The 16,706-nt window shown below is 72.6% G+C and carries 14 protein-coding genes and 1 pseudogene; 5 read left to right on the forward strand and 10 right to left on the reverse strand.

Annotated features, from left to right (window positions below):
- Window positions 1–104 precede the first annotated feature (104 nt).
- The 3 genes from ACZ4MH_RS19985 to ACZ4MH_RS19995 all read right to left on the reverse strand — a co-directional run bounded on the left by ACZ4MH_RS19985 (window position 105) and on the right by ACZ4MH_RS19995 (window position 3,672).
- A complete protein-coding gene (locus ACZ4MH_RS19985) occupies window positions 105–1,412 on the reverse strand; it encodes an aspartate aminotransferase family protein (protein WP_351596076.1) in 1,308 nt (435 codons plus the stop codon).
- Complete coding sequence (locus ACZ4MH_RS19990; RefSeq protein WP_351596079.1) at window positions 1,409–2,251, reverse strand: nitrilase-related carbon-nitrogen hydrolase; 843 nt, start codon at window positions 2,249–2,251, stop codon at window positions 1,409–1,411. The genes ACZ4MH_RS19985 and ACZ4MH_RS19990 overlap by 4 nt, the downstream gene beginning before the upstream one ends.
- 176 nt (window positions 2,252–2,427) lie before the next feature.
- Window positions 2,428–3,672: a hypothetical protein gene (locus ACZ4MH_RS19995; RefSeq protein WP_467754602.1), complete on the reverse strand. Its 1,245-nt coding sequence runs from the start codon at window positions 3,670–3,672 to the stop codon at window positions 2,428–2,430.
- Between the two features lie 211 nt (window positions 3,673–3,883).
- Between ACZ4MH_RS19995 and ACZ4MH_RS20000 the strand changes: the two genes are divergently transcribed.
- Window positions 3,884–4,321, forward strand: a complete 438-nt coding sequence (locus ACZ4MH_RS20000; protein ID WP_351597152.1) for a MarR family winged helix-turn-helix transcriptional regulator — start codon at window positions 3,884–3,886, stop codon at window positions 4,319–4,321.
- Between the two features lie 3 nt (window positions 4,322–4,324).
- A pseudogene (locus ACZ4MH_RS20005) lies at window positions 4,325–4,877 on the forward strand (isochorismatase family protein).
- Between the two features lie 68 nt (window positions 4,878–4,945).
- Here the strand turns inward: ACZ4MH_RS20005 and ACZ4MH_RS20010 are convergent.
- On the reverse strand, window positions 4,946–6,397 hold the full coding sequence (locus tag ACZ4MH_RS20010) for an amidase (RefSeq protein ID WP_351597223.1): 1,452 nt from the start codon (window positions 6,395–6,397) through the stop codon (window positions 4,946–4,948).
- Between the two features lie 82 nt (window positions 6,398–6,479).
- Entirely contained in the window at window positions 6,480–8,303 is a 1,824-nt protein-coding gene (gene ggt, locus ACZ4MH_RS20015; protein ID WP_351597155.1) for a gamma-glutamyltransferase, read from the reverse strand.
- A 223-nt stretch (window positions 8,304–8,526) separates the two neighbouring features.
- Between ggt and ACZ4MH_RS20020 the strand changes: the two genes are divergently transcribed.
- The gene (locus ACZ4MH_RS20020; RefSeq protein WP_351597158.1) at window positions 8,527–10,107 is read left to right on the forward strand and encodes a CocE/NonD family hydrolase; all 1,581 of its coding nucleotides are present in this window, start codon (window positions 8,527–8,529) and stop codon (window positions 10,105–10,107) included.
- A gap of 32 nt (window positions 10,108–10,139) precedes the next feature.
- Here ACZ4MH_RS20020 and ACZ4MH_RS20025 read toward each other — a convergent pair whose 3' ends face one another.
- The 4 genes from ACZ4MH_RS20025 to ACZ4MH_RS20040 are packed head-to-tail and all read right to left on the reverse strand — an operon-like array spanning window position 10,140 to window position 13,336.
- Window positions 10,140–10,997: an amino acid ABC transporter permease gene (locus tag ACZ4MH_RS20025; RefSeq protein ID WP_351597161.1), complete on the reverse strand. Its 858-nt coding sequence runs from the start codon at window positions 10,995–10,997 to the stop codon at window positions 10,140–10,142.
- Window positions 10,994–11,638: an amino acid ABC transporter permease gene (locus ACZ4MH_RS20030; RefSeq protein ID WP_351597164.1), complete on the reverse strand. Its 645-nt coding sequence runs from the start codon at window positions 11,636–11,638 to the stop codon at window positions 10,994–10,996. The genes ACZ4MH_RS20025 and ACZ4MH_RS20030 overlap by 4 nt, the downstream gene beginning before the upstream one ends.
- 17 nt (window positions 11,639–11,655) lie before the next feature.
- Complete coding sequence (locus tag ACZ4MH_RS20035; protein ID WP_351597167.1) at window positions 11,656–12,579, reverse strand: glutamate ABC transporter substrate-binding protein; 924 nt, start codon at window positions 12,577–12,579, stop codon at window positions 11,656–11,658.
- A 13-nt stretch (window positions 12,580–12,592) separates the two neighbouring features.
- Window positions 12,593–13,336 carry an amino acid ABC transporter ATP-binding protein gene (locus tag ACZ4MH_RS20040; RefSeq protein WP_351597170.1) on the reverse strand — a complete coding sequence of 248 codons (744 nt, stop codon included), beginning with the start codon at window positions 13,334–13,336 and terminating at the stop codon, window positions 12,593–12,595.
- 154 nt (window positions 13,337–13,490) lie between these two features.
- On the opposite strand from ACZ4MH_RS20040, the gene ACZ4MH_RS20045 reads away from it, so the two are divergent.
- Complete coding sequence (locus ACZ4MH_RS20045; RefSeq protein ID WP_351597172.1) at window positions 13,491–14,246, forward strand: GntR family transcriptional regulator; 756 nt, start codon at window positions 13,491–13,493, stop codon at window positions 14,244–14,246.
- Between the two features lie 34 nt (window positions 14,247–14,280).
- On the opposite strand, the gene ACZ4MH_RS20050 is transcribed toward ACZ4MH_RS20045, so the two are convergent.
- Window positions 14,281–14,721 (reverse strand): DUF6278 family protein, encoded by a 441-nt coding sequence (locus ACZ4MH_RS20050; protein WP_351597174.1) that lies wholly within the window; start codon window positions 14,719–14,721, stop codon window positions 14,281–14,283.
- 178 nt (window positions 14,722–14,899) lie between these two features.
- Here ACZ4MH_RS20050 and ACZ4MH_RS20055 point away from each other — a divergent pair, with 178 nt between their 5' ends.
- Window positions 14,900–16,687: an SGNH/GDSL hydrolase family protein gene (locus ACZ4MH_RS20055; protein WP_351597177.1), complete on the forward strand. Its 1,788-nt coding sequence runs from the start codon at window positions 14,900–14,902 to the stop codon at window positions 16,685–16,687.
- Window positions 16,688–16,706: the final 19 nt, after the last annotated feature.

Here is a 16,706-nt window from a genome sequence, read left to right on the forward strand (position 1 = left end):
CACCGCCGTGGGAGATCGCGCCGGTGGCCGGGCTCAGCTGCGCTGTGGCTGAGCGCGCAGTTCCCCGCGCCCCTTACGGGGCGCTGCGCGAACCCCCACGGCGATCAGCCGGCCGCCACCCGCAACGCCTCCGCGAGGAGCCCCGCGCCCTCCTCGGCCTCCGCGACGGTCAGCGAGAGCGGGGGCGCGATGCGCAGGGCCGCGCCGTTCAGGCCGCCCTTGCCGATGAGGAGCCCGCGCTCCCGGGCGGCCTCGGTGACGGCCGCGGCGGCCCGCGGCGACGGCTCGTCCGTGCCCGGCTCGACCAGCTCGATGCCGATCATCAGGCCCCGCCCGCGCACCTCGCGCACGATGTCCAGGCCCGCGGCCACCGCCCGCAGCCGCTCGATGAGCAGGCCGCCGACGCGCCGGGCGTTGCCCTGGAGGTCGTGTTCGAGGAGGTAGGTGAGGTTGGCCAGGCCGGCGGCCATGGTGACCGGGCTGCCGCCGAAGGTGGAGATGGAGTTGGCGGAGAGGCAGTTCATCACCTCGGCGCGGGCGACCACGCCGCCGATGGACATGCCGTTGCCGATGCCCTTGGCGAAGGTCAGCATGTCGGGCGGGCCGCTCGCGGCGTGCGCCTGCCAGCCCCAGAAGTGCTCACCCGTACGGCCCCAGCCGGTCTGCACCTCGTCGCTGATCCACAGGATGCCGCGCTCGGCCAGTACCTCTCGGAACGCCGCGTACAGGCCGTCGGGCGGGGCCGTGAAGCCGCCGACACCCTGGATGGGCTCGGCGATCAGCGCGGCCACGCCGCCCGCGGTCTGCTGGAGCATGTCCTTCAGGTCCGCGACGCACGCCTCGATGTACTGGGCGTCCGTGAGGTGCGCGTACGGGCCGCGGCTGCGCACCCCGCCGTGCACCCACAGCGTCTGCAGCGGCGAGAGGCTGGTCGGCGACCAGCTCTGGTTACCGGTGATGCCGACGGCCGAGAAGGACCGGCCGTGGTAGCTGTTGCGCATCGCCAGGATCTGGTTCGAGCGGCGGTACGTGGTCGCCAGCAGCAGGGCCGCGTCGTTGGCCTCCGTACCGGAGGTGGTGAAGAAGACCCGCGCGTCGGGGATGCCGGAGAGCGCCACGATCCGCTCCGCCAGGTCCACCATCGGGCGGGAGAGGTAGAGGGTCGAGGTGTGGATGATGCGTCCGGCCTGCTCGGCGACCGCCTTGGTGACCTCGGGCAGCGCGTGCGCGGTCATCGTGGTGAGGATGCCGCCGAAGAAGTCGAGGTAGCGGTTGCCCTCGGAGTCCCAGACGTGCCGGCCCTCGCCGTGCGTCAGCTCGATGGGGCGGTCGTAGAGCAGGCTCAGCCACTCGGGCAGTACGGAGCGGTGCCGGGCGTGCAGGTGGGCGGCGTCGTCGACGTAGTGGGTCACGGCTGCACCAGCCCCTCGTACGCGTCGGGGCGGCGGTCGCGGTAGAACGCCCACTGCTGCCGGACCTCGTCGATCAGCCCGAAGTCCAGGTCGCGGACGACCAGTTCCTCCTTGCTGTCGCTGGCCACGTCGCCGACGAACTGCCCGCGCGGATCGACGAAGTAGCTGGTGCCGTAGAAGTCGTTGTCGCCGTACTCCTCGACGCCCACGCGGTTGATCGCGGCGACGAAGTACTCGTTGGCGACCGCGGCGGCCGGCTGCTCCAGCTGCCAGAGGTGGGAGGACAGGCCGCGGGAGGTGGCGGAGGGGTTGAAGACGACCTGGGCGCCGTTCAGGCCGAGCTGGCGCCAGCCCTCGGGGAAGTGCCGGTCGTAACAGATGTAGACGCCGACCTTGCCGACCGCGGTGTCGAACACCGGCCAGCCTTTGTTGCCCGGTTTGAAGTAGTACTTCTCCCAGAAGCCCTTGAGCTGCGGGATGTGGTGCTTGCGGTACGTGCCGAGGACCGTGCCGTCGGCGTCGATGACGACCGCGGAGTTGTAGTAGAAGCCGGACTGCTCGACCTCGAAGACCGGGACGACGATCACCATGCCGGTCTCGCGGGCCAGGTCCTGCATCCGGCGGACGGTCGGGCCGTCGGGCACCGGCTCGGCCCAGCGGTAGTGCTCCGGCTCCTGGACCTGGCAGAAGTACGGGGCGTTGAAGACCTCCTGGAAGCCGATCACCTTCGCGCCCTGGGCGGCCGCCGCACGGGCGTGCTCCTCATGCTTGGCGATCATCGACTCGGTGTCGCCCGTCCAGGTCGCCTGCACCAGTGCGGCACGTACAACATCGGCCATGAGCTGCTCCTTTGCCAGGGCGTCAGACAACCGGTTCGCGAGTGCTCTACGCGTGTGGAGGTGACCGTAGGCCGCGTTCCGCACGCTGGCAAGACCATCTCTGCCGCGCCGCGCGGCGGATTCCGTGCCCTGCGGGAACTGCTGTACGAGCCGCTGTGAGCCGTGGTGCGGACGGGTCAGCCGGCGCCGGTGAGGCGGTCGGGCACGCCGGCCGTCCGCAGCGCGTGGACGAGGTCGCGGCAGCGGTGCTCCGACACTTCGGCCGCGGCCTCCAGCAGCATCGGCAGCAGGACCTCCGGGAGGCTCGTGGCCCCCGCGAGGCCGGCCGCCTCCGCCGCGGTTCTCGCCCGGACCATCGCGGCCAGCAGCTCCCGCGCCTCGGCCGTACGGCCCGCCTCCCGCAACGCCAGTGCGGCGACCCCCACCTCCGCGACCGGCCGGGACACGCCCTGCCGCAGCAGGCTCGCGCAGTCCTGGCCGCGACCCGCCGCGGCCAGCGCGCCCGCCGCGGCGGCGAGCGGACCGGGCGGCAGTCCGGCCACCTCCCACAGCAGGATGGGCACATCGGCGTCGAGGCCGTTCCACTCCAGTTCCTCGGCGATGTACGGCAGTTCCTGGGCGGGACGGCGCGCCGCGGCGCACAGGACGGCGTGCGCCTCACCGCCGCGCCCGGCGGCCCGCAGCTCCGCGAGATGGGTCACGGCGGTGGCCACGGCCTGCCGCGCATGGGGCGGGAGGGATGCCGAAGGCACCTGAGCGGTACCAGACCCGCGCGCCTCCCCGGCCCGCTCCTTGGCGGATTTCCGCCCCCGGCCACCGTCCCCGGCGTCGGCGGACTCCGCCACGGCCGCCTTCTCCGCCGGGTCCGCCGCCGGCTCGTGCGGCGCGAGGTGACCCACCACGAGCGGCGGCCCCTCCGCCCACTCATTGCCCTCGATGCGGGCCCGGAGCTCCTGCACGCGGGCCCGCGCACGGGCCAGGCCGTCGGCGGCCCAGGCGAGTCCGCAGGTCAGCGCGTCCGTCTCGGTACCGGGCGCCGCGTGCTCGAGGCCGGTGCGCAGGTCACGCTCGCGGCGGGTCGCGTCGCGGAGTTCGCCGAGCGTCGCGTCGAGGCGGTCGCGGAGCTCCGCCGGGCCGCGCAGCGCGTCGTACGCGGCGACCGCCGCGGCGTGCAGCTGCCGGGCACACGCCCCCGCCTCCCCCGCCGCCTGCGCGCCGCGCCGCCCGGCCAGGTCGTCGAGCAGCGACTGGACCACGTCCCAGGGCGGCACCTCGCGCCCCTCCAGAAAGGCCCGCAGCCCCGCCGGGTCGCGCTGCAGGAAGACGCCGTACCAGCCCTCGGTCGCGTCCAGCGCCTCCGTCAGCGTGCGCAGGAAGTACGCGAACTCCCCTAAAGCATCTCGCAGTTGCGTCTCTGCCATGCCGTTCTCTCCCCCCAGGGTCACCGTGCGCTGCCGCACCGGTCCCTCGGTTGCACATCAGCCATGCGCCGCCCCGTCTGTCACGGAACGACTACAGGGAGTTTTCCACCACTGCCGGGGCGAGGGTTCCGCGATCGCGGAACAACGGCGCGATCGGCATGAACGGCAGGCAAACTTGCAAGTTTGCCTGCCGAGTTTTTAGGCTGGCGACATGCCGACGAAAGGGACAGCTCCCGAGCAGCTCGTCACGGACCTCAGCGCGGCCGTCGGACTGCTGATGCGCCGGCTGCGCGCCGAGTCGCCGAACGGGGGCCTCACGCCCACCCAGCGCGCGGTCTGCGCCCGGCTGGACCGCGACGGGCCCGCCACCACCGCGGCGCTGGCCCGGGCCGAGCTGGTGCGCCCGCAGTCGATGCGGGTGACGCTGGCCGCCCTGGAGGAGCGCGGCGTCGTCGCCCGCAGCCCGCACCCCACCGACGGCCGGCAGGCCGTCCTCGCGCTCACCGACGAGGGCCGGCGCGTACTGGCCGACGTCCGGCGGGCCAAGCAGAACTGGCTCACCGCGGCCATCGCCGAGCACACCACCCCCGAGGAACAGCGCGTACTGGCCGAGGCCGCCGCGCTGCTGAAACGACTGACGGAGAACTGAACGATGACCGCCACCACGCTCGACCCCGAAGACCGCGCTGGTCCTGATCGACCTGCAGAAGGGCATCGCCGCGCTGCCCACAGCACACCCCGCCGCCGAGGTCATCGACCGGGGCGCACGGCTGGCCGCCGCGTTCCGCGACCGCGGCCTGCCCGTCGTGCTGGTGAACGTCACCGGCGGCGCGCCCGGCCGCACGGAGGGCCCCGCCCGCGCCGGCAACCCGCCGGCCGACTGGGCCGAGCTGGTACCCGAGCTGGACCGGCAGCCGTCGGACCTGCTCGTCACGAAGCAGACCTGGGGCGCCTTCCACGGCACGGCGCTGGACATGGAGCTGCGCCGCCTCGGCGTCACGCAGATCGTGCTCGCCGGCATCGCGACCAGCATCGGCGTGGAGTCCACGGCGCGCAGCGCGTACGAGCACGGCTACCACGTGACGGTCGCGACCGACGCCGTGACGGACATGGACGCGGACGCGCACCGCAACAGCGTGGAGAAGATCTTCCCGCGGCTGGGCGAGACCGACACCACCGACGCGATCCTCAAGCTGCTGGGCTGAGCACCCGGGGCCTGGCGCCCCGGCCCTCAGTCACAGGCCCTCAGCCATAGGCCCTCAGCCATAGGCCCTCAGTCACAGGCCCTCAGGAGCGGCCACTTCTCGTGCCACCGCAGGTCGTCCTCCAGCTGGGAGGCGAGCGAGACGAGCCGGGGCTCGCCGCCCTCGGGGCCCAGCAGCTGGGCGCCGAGCGGCAGTCCGCCCGAGCTGAAGCCCGCGGGCACGCTGACGCCCGGCCAGCCGAGCACGTTCCACGGCCAGGCGTACGGGCAGGCCGCGATCATCGCCCGGTCGGTGCGCCAGCCGTTCATCGCGGCGAGCGTGCCGATCCGGGGCGGCGGCGTGGCCGTGGTCGGGGTCAGCACGACGTCGTACCGGCCGAACACCGCGCCCACCCGCTGCTGCTGCCGCGCCTCGGCGGCCCGCGCGAGCCGCAGCGCGCGCCCGCTCAGCAGCCGGCCCAGCCGCGCCGCTTCCCGGGTCCTGCGGTCCAGCAGGGAGCGGTCCGGCACCCGCTGGGTCCACTCCCGTACGCCCGTGGTCGCGCGCGGCACGAAGGACAGGCCGATGAGCCCGTAGTCCGGCTCGGCCTCCTCGACGAGGTGGCCGAGGCGGGCGAGGGTGCGGGCGATGTCCGCGACGGCGGCGCGCACTTCGGGATGGAGCGGGCGCGGCGTACCGGTCCAGGCGGCCTTCCAGGAGAGCGCGATGCGCAGCCGTCCCGGGTCCCGGCCGACCGCGGCGCCGACCGCGACCGGCGGCGGGCGGTGCAGGTCGTGCCGGTGGCTGCCGCTGGAGACGTCCAGCAGCAGCGCCGCGTCCTCGACCGTGCGGGCCAGCGGGCCTATGCCGGTGATGCCCTGGAACGCCTCCGGCTCCGGCCAGGTGGAGATCCGGCCGCGCTGCGGCTTGATGCCGACCAGGTGGGTCCAGGCCGCGGGGATGCGGACCGAGCCCGCGCCGTCCGTGCCGAGCGCGGCCGGCACCAGCCCGGCGGCGACCGCGGCGGCCGAGCCGCCGGATGAGCCGCCGGGGGTGTGCGCCGGGCTCCACGGGTTGCGGGTGTCGCCGAAGGCCGGGCCCTCGGTGAACGGCCACTGGCCCAGCTCGCAGGCGTTGGTCTTGCCGACGACGATCGCGCCGGCCGCGCGCAGCCGCCGTACCACCTCGGAGTCGGCGGCCTTGGGCGGGAACGTGCCCGCGCAGCCGAACGCGGTGGGCTCGCCCGCCACATCGGTGTCGTCCTTGACCGCGACCGGCACGCCGAGCAGCGGCAGCCGCTCCCCCGCCGCGAGCCTGCGGTCGGCCGCCTCGGCCTCGGCGAGCGCCGCCTCGGCCCGCACCAGCCGGAAGGCGTTGACGGTGCCCCTGGTCGCTTCGATGCGCTCCAGCGACCGCCCGACCAGTTCGGCCGATGTGGTGTCGCCGTCGCGCAATGCTCTGGCCTGTTCGGCCAGTCCCTCGAACCTGTCCCCCACTGCCTCACGCCGCCTCTCGCACTGACGTTCCGTTCCGACGGAGATGCGCAGCGTAACCACGTGTGCGAGTCGGCTTCAACCGTCTCCGGCCGTGACGAGGCGCCGGAGACGGTTGTTCCGTATACGGTCAGCGGTTGTTCGTGTGGCCTTCGGGGTGGACGACCATGGCCGAGCCGCCGCCGCGGCGGACCTTCTCGGCAGCCGCGAGCCAGCGCCCGTCGGACAGCCGCTGGACGCCGGTGGCCGCGCCGATCTCGGGGTTTTCCTTGAACGAGTGGCCGAGCGCCTCCAGTTCCGCCCGCAGCTTGCTGTCGTACAGCCCCGGTTCGAGCTCCGTCTGCGCGGCGTTGCGCTGGCTGGCGCGCGGCGCGGCGATGGCGTCGACGAGCGGCAGGCCGCGGTCGAGGTGGCCGAGAAGCGTCTGCAGAACTGTCGTGATGATGGTGGCTCCGCCGGGCGAGCCGACGGCCAGGACCGGCTTGCCGTGGTCGAGGACGACGGTCGGCGAGATGGAGGAGCGGGGGCGCTTGGCGGGGCCGGGGAGGTTCGGGTCGGGGACGCCGGGCGCCGCCGGGGCGAAGGAGAAGTCGGTCAGCTCGTTGTTGAGGAGGAAGCCGCGGCCGGGCACGGTGATGCCGCTGCCGCCGGTCTGCTCGATGGTGAGCGTGTAGGCGACGACGTTGCCCCACTTGTCGGCGGCGGTGAGGTGGGTGGTGTTCTCGCCCTCGTAGGTCGTGGGCGCGGCCTTGTCACCGTCCTCGCAGGGCTTCGGGTGGCGCGGATCGCCGGGCGCGAGCGGGCTCTTGAGCACCGCGTCGCCCTTGATCAGGCAGGCCCGCGAGTCGGCGAACTTCTGCGAGGTGAGTTCCTTGGTGGGCACCTGCTGCGCGGCCGGGTCGCCGACCCAGCGGCCGCGGTCGGCGAACGCGATCCGGCTCGCCTCGATGTAGCGGTGCAGATACTGCTTCTCGCTCAGCTTGGATACGTCGTAGTTCTCCAGGATGTTGAGCGCTTCGGCCACGCTCGTGCCGCCGGAGGAGGACGGCGCCATGCCGTACACGTCCAGGCCGCGGTACTTCGTCTTCGTCGGCGCCTGGACCTTCGTCCCGTACGCGTCCAGGTCGGCGGCGGTCAGGTCGCCGGGCCGCACCTTGCGGGTGGCGCCCTCCCGCACGGGCGGCTGCTCGACGGTGCGGACGATGTCCTCGCCCAGCCGTCCGCCGTACAGCGCGTCCACACCCTTCTTCGCCAACTCGTCGTAGGTGCGCGCCAGATCGGGGTTGTGCAGCGTGGAGCCGACGGCCGGGGGCTGCCCGCCGGGCAGGAACAGCTTCGCGGTGGCGGGGAAGTCGCGGAACCGGTCGGCGTTGTCGGCGGTCTGCTTCCGGAAGGTCTCGTCGACGGTGAAGCCGTCGCGGGCGATGCGGGTGGCGGGCGCGAGGACCTGGCCGAGCGAGCGGCTGCCCCACTTGTCCAGCGCGGTGTCCCAGGTGGCGGGCGTGCCGGGGGTGCCGACGCCCAGGCCGCTGGTGACGGCCTCGTTGAACGGGATCGGCTTGCCGTTCTCCAGGAAGAGGTCCTTGTCGGCGGTCAGCGGCGCGGTCTCGCGGCCGTCGATCGTCTGCACGGAGCGCTTCTTGGCGTTGTAGTAGACGAAGTAGCCGCCGCCCCCGATGCCGGAGGAGTACGGCTCGGTGACGCCCAGGGCCGCCGCGGTGGCGACCGCCGCGTCCACGGCGTTGCCGCCCTTCTTCAGCACCTCGATGCCGGCCGCCGAGGCGTCGGGGTCGACGCTGGAGACCGCGCCGCCGGAGCCCACGGCGACCGGGGACTTGGGCGGGGCTTCGGTCGCGGGGGCCGCCGTGGGCCGGGCACTGGCCGGTACGGAGGCCAGCGAGCCGGCCAGTGCGGCCGTCACGGCCAGCACCGACAGGCGTCGGACATGCGTCATCTGTGCCTTCCCTCCATCGGGTTCGAGCCAGGAGCCGGAGCCTACCTGCGGCTCTTCGGGGGCGACAGGGCACCGAAGGGCCGCTGCCACGAGATCTTTACCCATGCGTAACCTACCGACGGGTTACCACCGGTAACGAACTCGCCCTACTCTCCAGTCACTTCGGTACCGGTGCCACCGGTCACTCCCCTCTCCACTCCCCCACCGCGACCTGGAGCAGTAGATGACGCCCTCCCGTACGACACTGCGCGCCGCGATCGGCACCGTCTCCGCGGCCGTCCTCGCCACCACCCTCACGGCCACGGCCCCCGCCGCCCAGGCGGCCCCGGCCGCCGCCACCGCCCCCGCGTCCGTGAAGTTCGTCGACATCGAGGGCGACGGCGGCATCACCCTCAAGGCGAACGTCTTCACGCCCGGCGACGCCGACGGCAGCAAGAAGTACCCGGTGATCGTGCTGCCCACCAGCTGGGGCATGCCGCAGATCGAATACATGGCGCAGGCGAAGAAGCTGGCGGACTCCGGGTACGTCGTCGTCGGGTACAACTCGCGCGGCTTCTGGCAGTCCGGCGGGAACATCGAGACGGCGGGCCCGCAGGACGTCGCCGACGCCCGCAAGGTCGTCGACTGGGCGCTCGCGCACACCCCCGCGGACCCGGCGAAGGTCGGCATGGGCGGGGTCAGTTACGGCGCCGGGATCAGCCTGCTGGCCTCGGCGTTCGATCCGCGCATCAAGGCGGTCGCGGCGCTCAGCGGCTGGGCCGACCTGATCGACTCGATCTACAGCGGGCGCACCCAGCACGCCCAGGCCGCCGGGCTGCTGGCCGGCGCGGGCGAGATCACCGGACGCCCCAGCGCCGAACTCCGGACCATCATGAAGGACTTCCTCGGCTCCAACCTGGCCAAGGAGGACGAGATGATCGCGTGGGGGAAGAAGCGCTCCCCCGCGACCTACCTCGAAAGGATCAACGCCAACGGCGCGGCGATCATGATGGGCAACGCCTGGGGCGACTCGATCTTCCCGCCGAACCAGTACGCCGACTTCTTCGACAAGCTCAAGGGCCCCAAGCGGCTGGAGTTCCGGCCCGGCGACCACGCCACCGCCGAGGCCACCGGCCTGCTCGGGCTGCCCAACGACACCTGGACCGACACCAAGCGCTGGTTCGACCACTACCTCAAGGGCGCCGACAACGGCGTCGACCGGGAGTCCCCTGTCCAGCTCAAGTCCCGCTCCACCGGCGCGTACGAGGGGTACGCGAGCTGGAAGGACGTGCCCTCCGGCCAGCGGCGCATCCCGCTGAACGGCACGCACGGCATCGCCACGAACCGCGACTCCGGCGCGAACGGCGGCACGATCTTCCTCTCCAGCATGCTGGACCAGTTCTTCAAGGTCCCGCCGATGGCGTCGATACCGCTGCTGCCCCGCTCGGCCGCCGCCGTCTGGCAGTCCGCGCCGTACGAGAACCAGCAGCGGGTGCGCGGCACGGCCAAGGTGCACACCACGATGACCAGCACCGCCGAGAGCGGCACCGCGATCGCCTACCTCTACGACGTGGGCCCGCTCGGCACCGGCAAGCTCGTCACGCACGCGCCGTTCACCTTCCACGACAAGCAGCCGGGCAAGCCGTTCGGCGTGGACCTGGACCTGTTCTCCACGGCGTACGACGTGCCGGCCGGGCACCGGCTCGCGGTGGTCGTGGACTCCGTCGACCCGCTCTACATCGAGCACAACCCGGACGGCGCGCAGCTCACCTTCTCCTCGCCGGCCGACGACCCGTCGTGGGTGTCGGTACCGGTACGGGACTGACGCGGCGTCACCAGTACGCATCGCCTGGCACGTCACAGCTGTGGCGTGCCCGGCAGCAGCGTGCCCGGCTCGGCGGCGCCCACTTTCCCCTCGACCTTCGGGTTGCGGCGCTGCCGCCGGCCGATCCAGTGGGCGAACCAGGACAGCAGCATGCACATCCCGATGTAGATCGGCGAGATGACCAGGACGACGGGGATGAACGGCAGGTCGTAGTCGAGGTTGGAGGCGATCAGCCGGCCCGCGTGCAGGAACTCCTCGTAGGTGATGAGGAAGCCGAGCGAGGTGTCCTTCAGCGCGACGACCAGCTGGCTGATGATCGTGGGCAGCATCGCGCGGACCGCCTGCGGGACCAGTACGTGCGTCATGACCTGCGTCTTGCGCATCCCCAGCGCGTACGCCGCCTCGTGCTGGCCGCGCTCGACGGCGTGCACGCCGGTGCGGAAGACCTCGGCGAGCACCGAGCCGTTGTAGAGCGTGAGGCCGACGACCAGCGCGGTCAGCGGCTCGGCCCGCAGCGCCACGTAGATGAAGAAGATCATCACCAGTACGGGCATGGCGCGGAAGAACTCCACCAGCAGGGTGGCCAGCCAGCGGACCGGCCGGTGCCAGGAGAGCCGCCCGGCGGCCAGTACCGCGCCCAGGGCCAGGGAGAGCACCGCCGCGATCGCGAACGCCTTGAGGGTGTTGCCCAGCCCCCTCAGCAGCAGCTCCTGGATGCCCTGGTACTCGAAGGGCGTCCACTTGCGCGCGCTGAACTGCCCGGTGTCGATGAGGAGATACACCGCCCAGGCGAGGACGGCGAGGATGACGAGCGTCGCCACGACACCGTAGAGGCGGTGCCGGCCGCGGGTCCTCGGGCCCGGTACGTCGTAGAGGGCGGTACCGGTCATCGGGCGACTCCCCAGCGCTTCTCCAGCACGTTGAACAGCGCGCTGATGGTCAGGGTCACGATCAGGTAGCCGACGGCGATCCAGAGGAAGGACCAGATGATGCTGTAGCCCAGCTCGTTGAGCGTCTTGTACGTGCCGAGCAGCTCGACGACGCTGAAGGAGCCGGCGATCGCGGAGTTCTTGGCCAGCGCGATCAGCGTGGAGCCGACGGGCGGGATGACCGTACGGAACGCCTGCGGCAGCACCACCGTGCCCAGCGTCTGCCCGAAGGTCATGCCCAGGCTCCGGGCCGCCTCGCCCTGGCCCACGGGCACGGTGTTGATGCCCGAGCGCACCGCCTCGCAGATGAACGCCGAGGTGTAGCAGCCGAGCGCGAGGATCGCGAAGACGTCGAAGGGCAGTACCAGGCCGAAGCGCGGCAGGCCGAGCAGGACCGCGAAGAAGAGCAGGGTGAGCGGGGTGTTGCGGAGCACCGTCACCCACACCGTGCCGAAGGTGCGCAGCGAGCCGACCGGCGCGACCCGGAAGCCGGCCATGATCACGCCGAGCACGAGGGCGAGCAACGAGGCGAAGACGGTGAGCTCGACGGTGCCGAGCAGGCCCTTGCCGTAGAGGGACCAGTTGTGGGTCAGTACGTCCATGGGTGTCGGTGGCTCCCTCAGCTCGCCGTGTAGCGGTCGATCCTGGGCGGCTTCGGTGCGGGCACTCCGGACAGCCCGAGGGTGGCGTCGTAGGCCCGCTTCCAGGTGCCGTTCTTCTCGTCGGCGGCGAGCGCGTCGTCCAGCGCGAAGCGCAGCGCGGGGTCCTTGAGGGGCACGCCGACCCCGTACGGCTCCTTCGAGAACGGCTTGCCGACCAGCTTCATCTCGTCGGGCGCCTTGGCGGCGTAGCCGAGCAGGATCGCGTCGTCGGTGGTGACCGCGTCGACCTGGAAGGTGAGCAGGTTGTCGACGCAGACGGAGTAGGTGTCGTACGCGACGAGCACGGCCTTGGGGTAGTCGGCCTTGATGCGCTGGTACGGGGTGGAGCCCGCGGCGGAGCAGACCCGCTTGCCCGCCAGGTCCTTCGGGCCCTTGATGTCGTGCTCGTCCTTGCGCACCAGCAGGCTCTGGCCCGCCATGTAGTACGGGCCCGCGAAGCCGACCTGTTTCTTGCGCAGGTCGTTGATGGTGTAGGTGCCGACGTAGTAGTCGATCTGGCCGTTCTGCACGGCCGTCTCGCGGTTGGCCGAGGCGATCGTCTTGTAGGTGAGGGTCTTGGGGTCGAAACCGAGCGCGGCGGAGAGCATCTTGGCGATCTCGATGTCGAAGCCGCGGTACGCGCCGGAGGACGGATCGCGTTCGCCCAGGTACGGCTGGTCCTCCTTGACGCCGACGACCAGGTGGCCGCGGCGCTTCGCCTGCTGCCAGGTGGGCGAGTCGGCGAGCCGGAAGCGGGTCTGCACGGGGTACTTCGGGAGCTCGTCGCCGCGCGGGCCCTTGGCGGGCGGGCTGCCGGGCTTGCCGCAGGCGGCGGCGAGGACGGCCAGGACGGCCAGGACGATCAGGAGGGGGGCCGCCGCGGCCCGTCGGATCTGCTTCACTGCCGGCCCCCGCTCAGTGCTTGAGGATCTTGGAGAGGAAGTCCTTGGCGCGGTCGCTCTCCGGGTGGGTGAAGAACTCCTCGGGGGTGCGGTCCTCCACGATCGCCCCGTCCGCCATGAAGACCACGCGGTTGGCGGCGGAGCGGGCGAAGCCCATCTCGTGGGTGACCACGACCATCGTCATGCCGTCCCGGGCGAGCTGCCGCATGACCTCCAGCACCTCGTTGATCATCTCCGGGTCGAGCGCCGAGGTGGGCTCGTCGAAGAGGAGCGCCTTGGGTTCCATGGCCAGCGCGCGGGCGATGGCCACGCGCTGCTGCTGACCGCCGGAGAGCTGCGCGGGGTACTTGTCGGCCTGCGAGGCGAGCCCTACCCGGTCCAGGAGTTCGCGGGCCCGCCGCTCGGCCGCCTCCTTGCCGGTCCTGCGGACCTTCAGCGGCGCGAGCGTGATGTTGGCCAGCACGGTCTTGTGTGCGAAGAGGTTGAAGGACTGGAAGACCATGCCGACGTCGGCGCGCAGCCGGGCCAGCTCGCGGCCCTCCTCGGGGAGCGGGTGGCCGTCCAGGGTGATGGTGCCGGAGTGGATCGGTTCGAGGCGGTTGATCGTGCGGCAGAGGGTCGACTTGCCGGAGCCGGAGGGGCCGATGACGACGACCACCTCGCCGCGGCCGACGGTGAGGTCGATGTCCTGGAGGACGTGGAGCTTCCCGTAGTACTTGTTGACCCGGCGCATCTCGATCAGCGCGTCACCGGCCATATGCAGCCCTGCTCACTCTCGTCCGGCACGTCCGTACAGCGGAGAGTTCGCAAACTACCCCAAATGCCCCCGGTTCGGCGCTCGGGGACACGCGGGACGAGGCACCGCACCCCCTAGGTACACATGAGAAGCCTGCGTACCTAGCCTGTCGGGCATGGGTGAGCACCGGCCTGTTTTCCAGCGCATCGCCGACGACCTGCGGCGGCAGATCGACGAGGGCGTCCTCGCCGTCGGCGCCCGCATCCCCTCCCGCGCCGAGCTGAAGCGGGCGTACGAAGCCAGCGACCAGACCGTGGACCGGGCGGTGCGGATACTGAAGGCGGCGGGTTACGCGGAAGGGCAGTTCGGGCGCGGCGTGTTCGTCGCGGACCGGGCGCCGCTGGGCGTACTGCTGCGCTCCACGGGCGCCGTCGACTCGCCCTTCGCCGCGAGTATCACCCATGCGAATTGTCCTGAGGACACGCCGTTGACGTGGGAGGCGACGTCCACGACCGAGGCGGCGACGGAGCCGGTGGCGCGGAGGCTGGTCATCACGCCCGGCGACAGCGTGGTCTGCTCGCAGTACGAGTACCTCGCAGGGCGCCGGCCCGTGCAGCTCGCGACCAGCTGGGAACCGCTGGCGATCACCGAGGGCACGGACGTGGTCTTCCCGGAGCACGGGCCCTACGCGCGCCGCGGCGTGCGCGGGCGGATGGCGGCGATCGGGATCCGGGTGGTGCGCGCCGAGGAGCGGGTGGGCTCCCGGCCCGCAGCCAGCGCCGAGGCGGAGGCGCTGGGCTGCCCGCCGGGCAGCTGTGTCACGGTCGTGGAGCGCACGCACTTCGACGCGGACGGCCGCGCGGTGGAGACCTCGGACATCGTCGTACGGGCCGACCGCTGGCAGCTGGCGTACGACATCGCGTTCGTGTGAGGCGCGCGTCCGTCCGGGGTGACGACACGGGCGCTCAGCTCTCCGCGACCTCGGCGTAGAGCTGGGAGAGCTCGGGCGCGCCGCTGTCCGCCCACTCCTGACCGGCCGTCACCACATCGATCTCGCGGCCCGAGGACAGCCGGACGACGGGCTCGCCGCCGGGCCAGATCTTCCAGCGGGCCCCGGGGACCGTGCGCACCAGGACCGTACCGAGGTAGAGGCCCACGTCGTTGCCCAGCCAGGGCGCGATCTCCGGGTCCGACCGCCAGGCGGGCAGCAGCTGGTCCAGCGCCTCCAACGAGCCCACCGAATCGTCCAGTTCCACCCCGGCCCCCGCGGCCTGCGCGCGCAGCAGATCACACTCCGCCAGCAGATCGGCGATGCCCTCCGCGTCCTCGTCCCCCGGTGCCGGCGCCGCGGCGGAACGGACCGCTTCCGGATGCTTGCGCCACTTGTCCAGGAAAGACATGTTCATGGGGTGAGGGTCCCACTCCCGCCCGGGCGGCGGCCACAGGCGCGCGGCGTCCCGCGTCATCCGGTCGCCACACCTCCCTTGACGCCCCTCTGCCGTCTCCTTACGTTCATGGCGCTTGTGTCTGATGGACCGGATCACGCTCACCCCGTGGCGCAGCCGCCACCGAAGGAGCCGACTGATGCGCGTACGACGATGGGGCACAACCGTTCCGCTCGCTCTCGCCCTCACGGTCGCGGGGACCGCCGTCCCGGCCGCCGCCGGTCAGCAACGCGCGGCGGAGCCGCAGCCGTTGGCGAGACTCTTCGACAACAAGGCGGTGAGCGACGACACCAGATCCGGCGCTGCGGACTTCGACGGCGCCGGCGGCTCCCTGTCCGCCCAGGACCTCGCCGCGGCCGGCTGGACGCCCGGCCGGTCGCTGGCCCTCGACGCGACCCGGCTGACCTGGCCGCGTACCACGCCCGGCACGCCGGACAACGTACGGGCCGACGGCCAGGCCGTCCGGCTGAGCGGCTCCGGCACCGCGCTGTCCTTCCTGGTCGCCGGGACCGGCGGGGACGCCACCGGCACCGGCACGGTCCAGTACCAGGACGGCTCGCGCAGCACGTACGAGCTGACCGCGCCGGACTGGCGGACCGGCCCGCTCAGCACCAAGGCGGTGGCGCTGCCGCACCTGAACTCCGCGGCCGGGCAGCGCGCGGAAACGGTACGCCTGTACGCGGTGACGGTGCCGGTGCGCCCCGGCCGCCAGGTCCGCTCGGTCGTCCTGCCCAAGGACCCGGGCCCCGACCGCGACCTGCACGTCTTCGCCGCGGCGCTGCGCCGGGCCACGCCCGGCTGGACCGGCAGCTGGGCGGCCAGCAGCGCCGGGTACACCAAGGTCGGGCCGTGGCGGGACCAGACGCTGCGGCTGGTGGTGCACGCCGGGGCGGGCGGCAGGCAGGCCCGCGTCCGGCTGGAGAACACCTTCGCGGCCACCCCCGTCGCCATCGGCGCGGCGAGCGTGGCCGTCCAGGGCAGCGGCGCGCAGGCGGCGGGCAAGCCCGTGCCGCTCACCTTCGGCGGACAGCGCGGCACGCGCATCCCCGCCGGCGCCCAGGCGTTCAGCGACCCCGTGCGCTTCGCCGTGCCCGCCGACACCAATCTGCTGGTCAGCTTCCACCTCGCGGGACCGGTGGGCGCGGCGCCCGTGCACAAGGAGGCGATCCAGCGGTCGTACGTGAGCGCCCCCGGCAGCGGCGACCGGACCGGCGACGCGGGCGGCGCGGCCTACACCGGCACCCTCACGACCTGGCCGTTCCTCTCCGGCGTCGATGTCACCGGCGGCCCGGGCTCGATCGTGGCCCTGGGCGACTCGATCACCGACGGGGTGAAGTCGACCAGCGGCGCCAACCGGCGCTGGCCCGACGTGCTCGCCCGCCGCTTCCAGCAGCAGAGCGCGCTGCCCAAGTACGGCGTGATCAACCACGGCATCTCGGCGAACCGCATCGTCACCGACCGCTACCAGGGCGACGGCATCAGCACCGACACCGGCGGGGTCAGCGCCCAGCACCGGCTGGAGCGCGACGTACTGGCCCAGACCTCGGCCCGTACAGTCGTGGTCTTCGAGGGGATCAACGACGTGCGCGCGGGCACCTCGGCGGCCGAGGTGATCACCGGGCTGCGGGCCATCGCGCGGCGGGCGCACGAGCGGGGCCTGCGGGTGGTGGCCGCGACGGTCGCGCCGTGCGAGGGGTACGCCGACTGCTACCCGGAGGTCGACCAGCGGCGGCAGGCGGTCAACGCCTTCGTCCGTGACAGCGGCGGGGCCGTGGACGCCGTGCTGGACTTCGACGCGGTGATCCGCGACCCGCAGCGGCCGCAGCGGATGCTGCCGGCGTACGACAGCGGCGACCATCTGCACCCCGGCGACGAGGGGCTGAAGGCGCTCGCGGAGTCGGTGGAGCTGCGCAAGCTCGTGCCGTGAGGCGAGGCCGGCCGGGGCG

The organism is Streptomyces sp. NPDC026301, from assembly GCF_055567935.1.

What these genes read in the sequence shown, in the direction of transcription:
- ACZ4MH_RS20000 (WP_351597152.1), top strand. Translation starts at nt 3,884, where the DNA reads ATGCCGACGAAAGGGACAGCTCCCGAGCAGCTCGTCACGGACCTCAGC.
- ACZ4MH_RS20055 (WP_351597177.1), top strand. Translation starts at nt 14,900, where the DNA reads ATGCGCGTACGACGATGGGGCACAACCGTTCCGCTCGCTCTCGCCCTC.
- ggt (WP_351597155.1), bottom strand. Translation starts at nt 8,303, where the DNA reads ATGACGCATGTCCGACGCCTGTCGGTGCTGGCCGTGACGGCCGCACTG.
- ACZ4MH_RS20020 (WP_351597158.1), top strand. Translation starts at nt 8,527, where the DNA reads ATGACGCCCTCCCGTACGACACTGCGCGCCGCGATCGGCACCGTCTCC.
- ACZ4MH_RS20050 (WP_351597174.1), bottom strand. Translation starts at nt 14,721, where the DNA reads ATGAACATGTCTTTCCTGGACAAGTGGCGCAAGCATCCGGAAGCGGTC.
- ACZ4MH_RS20030 (WP_351597164.1), bottom strand. Translation starts at nt 11,638, where the DNA reads ATGGACGTACTGACCCACAACTGGTCCCTCTACGGCAAGGGCCTGCTC.
- ACZ4MH_RS19990 (WP_351596079.1), bottom strand. Translation starts at nt 2,251, where the DNA reads ATGGCCGATGTTGTACGTGCCGCACTGGTGCAGGCGACCTGGACGGGC.
- ACZ4MH_RS19995 (WP_467754602.1), bottom strand. Translation starts at nt 3,672, where the DNA reads ATGGCAGAGACGCAACTGCGAGATGCTTTAGGGGAGTTCGCGTACTTC.
- ACZ4MH_RS20025 (WP_351597161.1), bottom strand. Translation starts at nt 10,997, where the DNA reads ATGACCGGTACCGCCCTCTACGACGTACCGGGCCCGAGGACCCGCGGC.
- ACZ4MH_RS20040 (WP_351597170.1), bottom strand. Translation starts at nt 13,336, where the DNA reads ATGGCCGGTGACGCGCTGATCGAGATGCGCCGGGTCAACAAGTACTAC.
- ACZ4MH_RS20045 (WP_351597172.1), top strand. Translation starts at nt 13,491, where the DNA reads ATGGGTGAGCACCGGCCTGTTTTCCAGCGCATCGCCGACGACCTGCGG.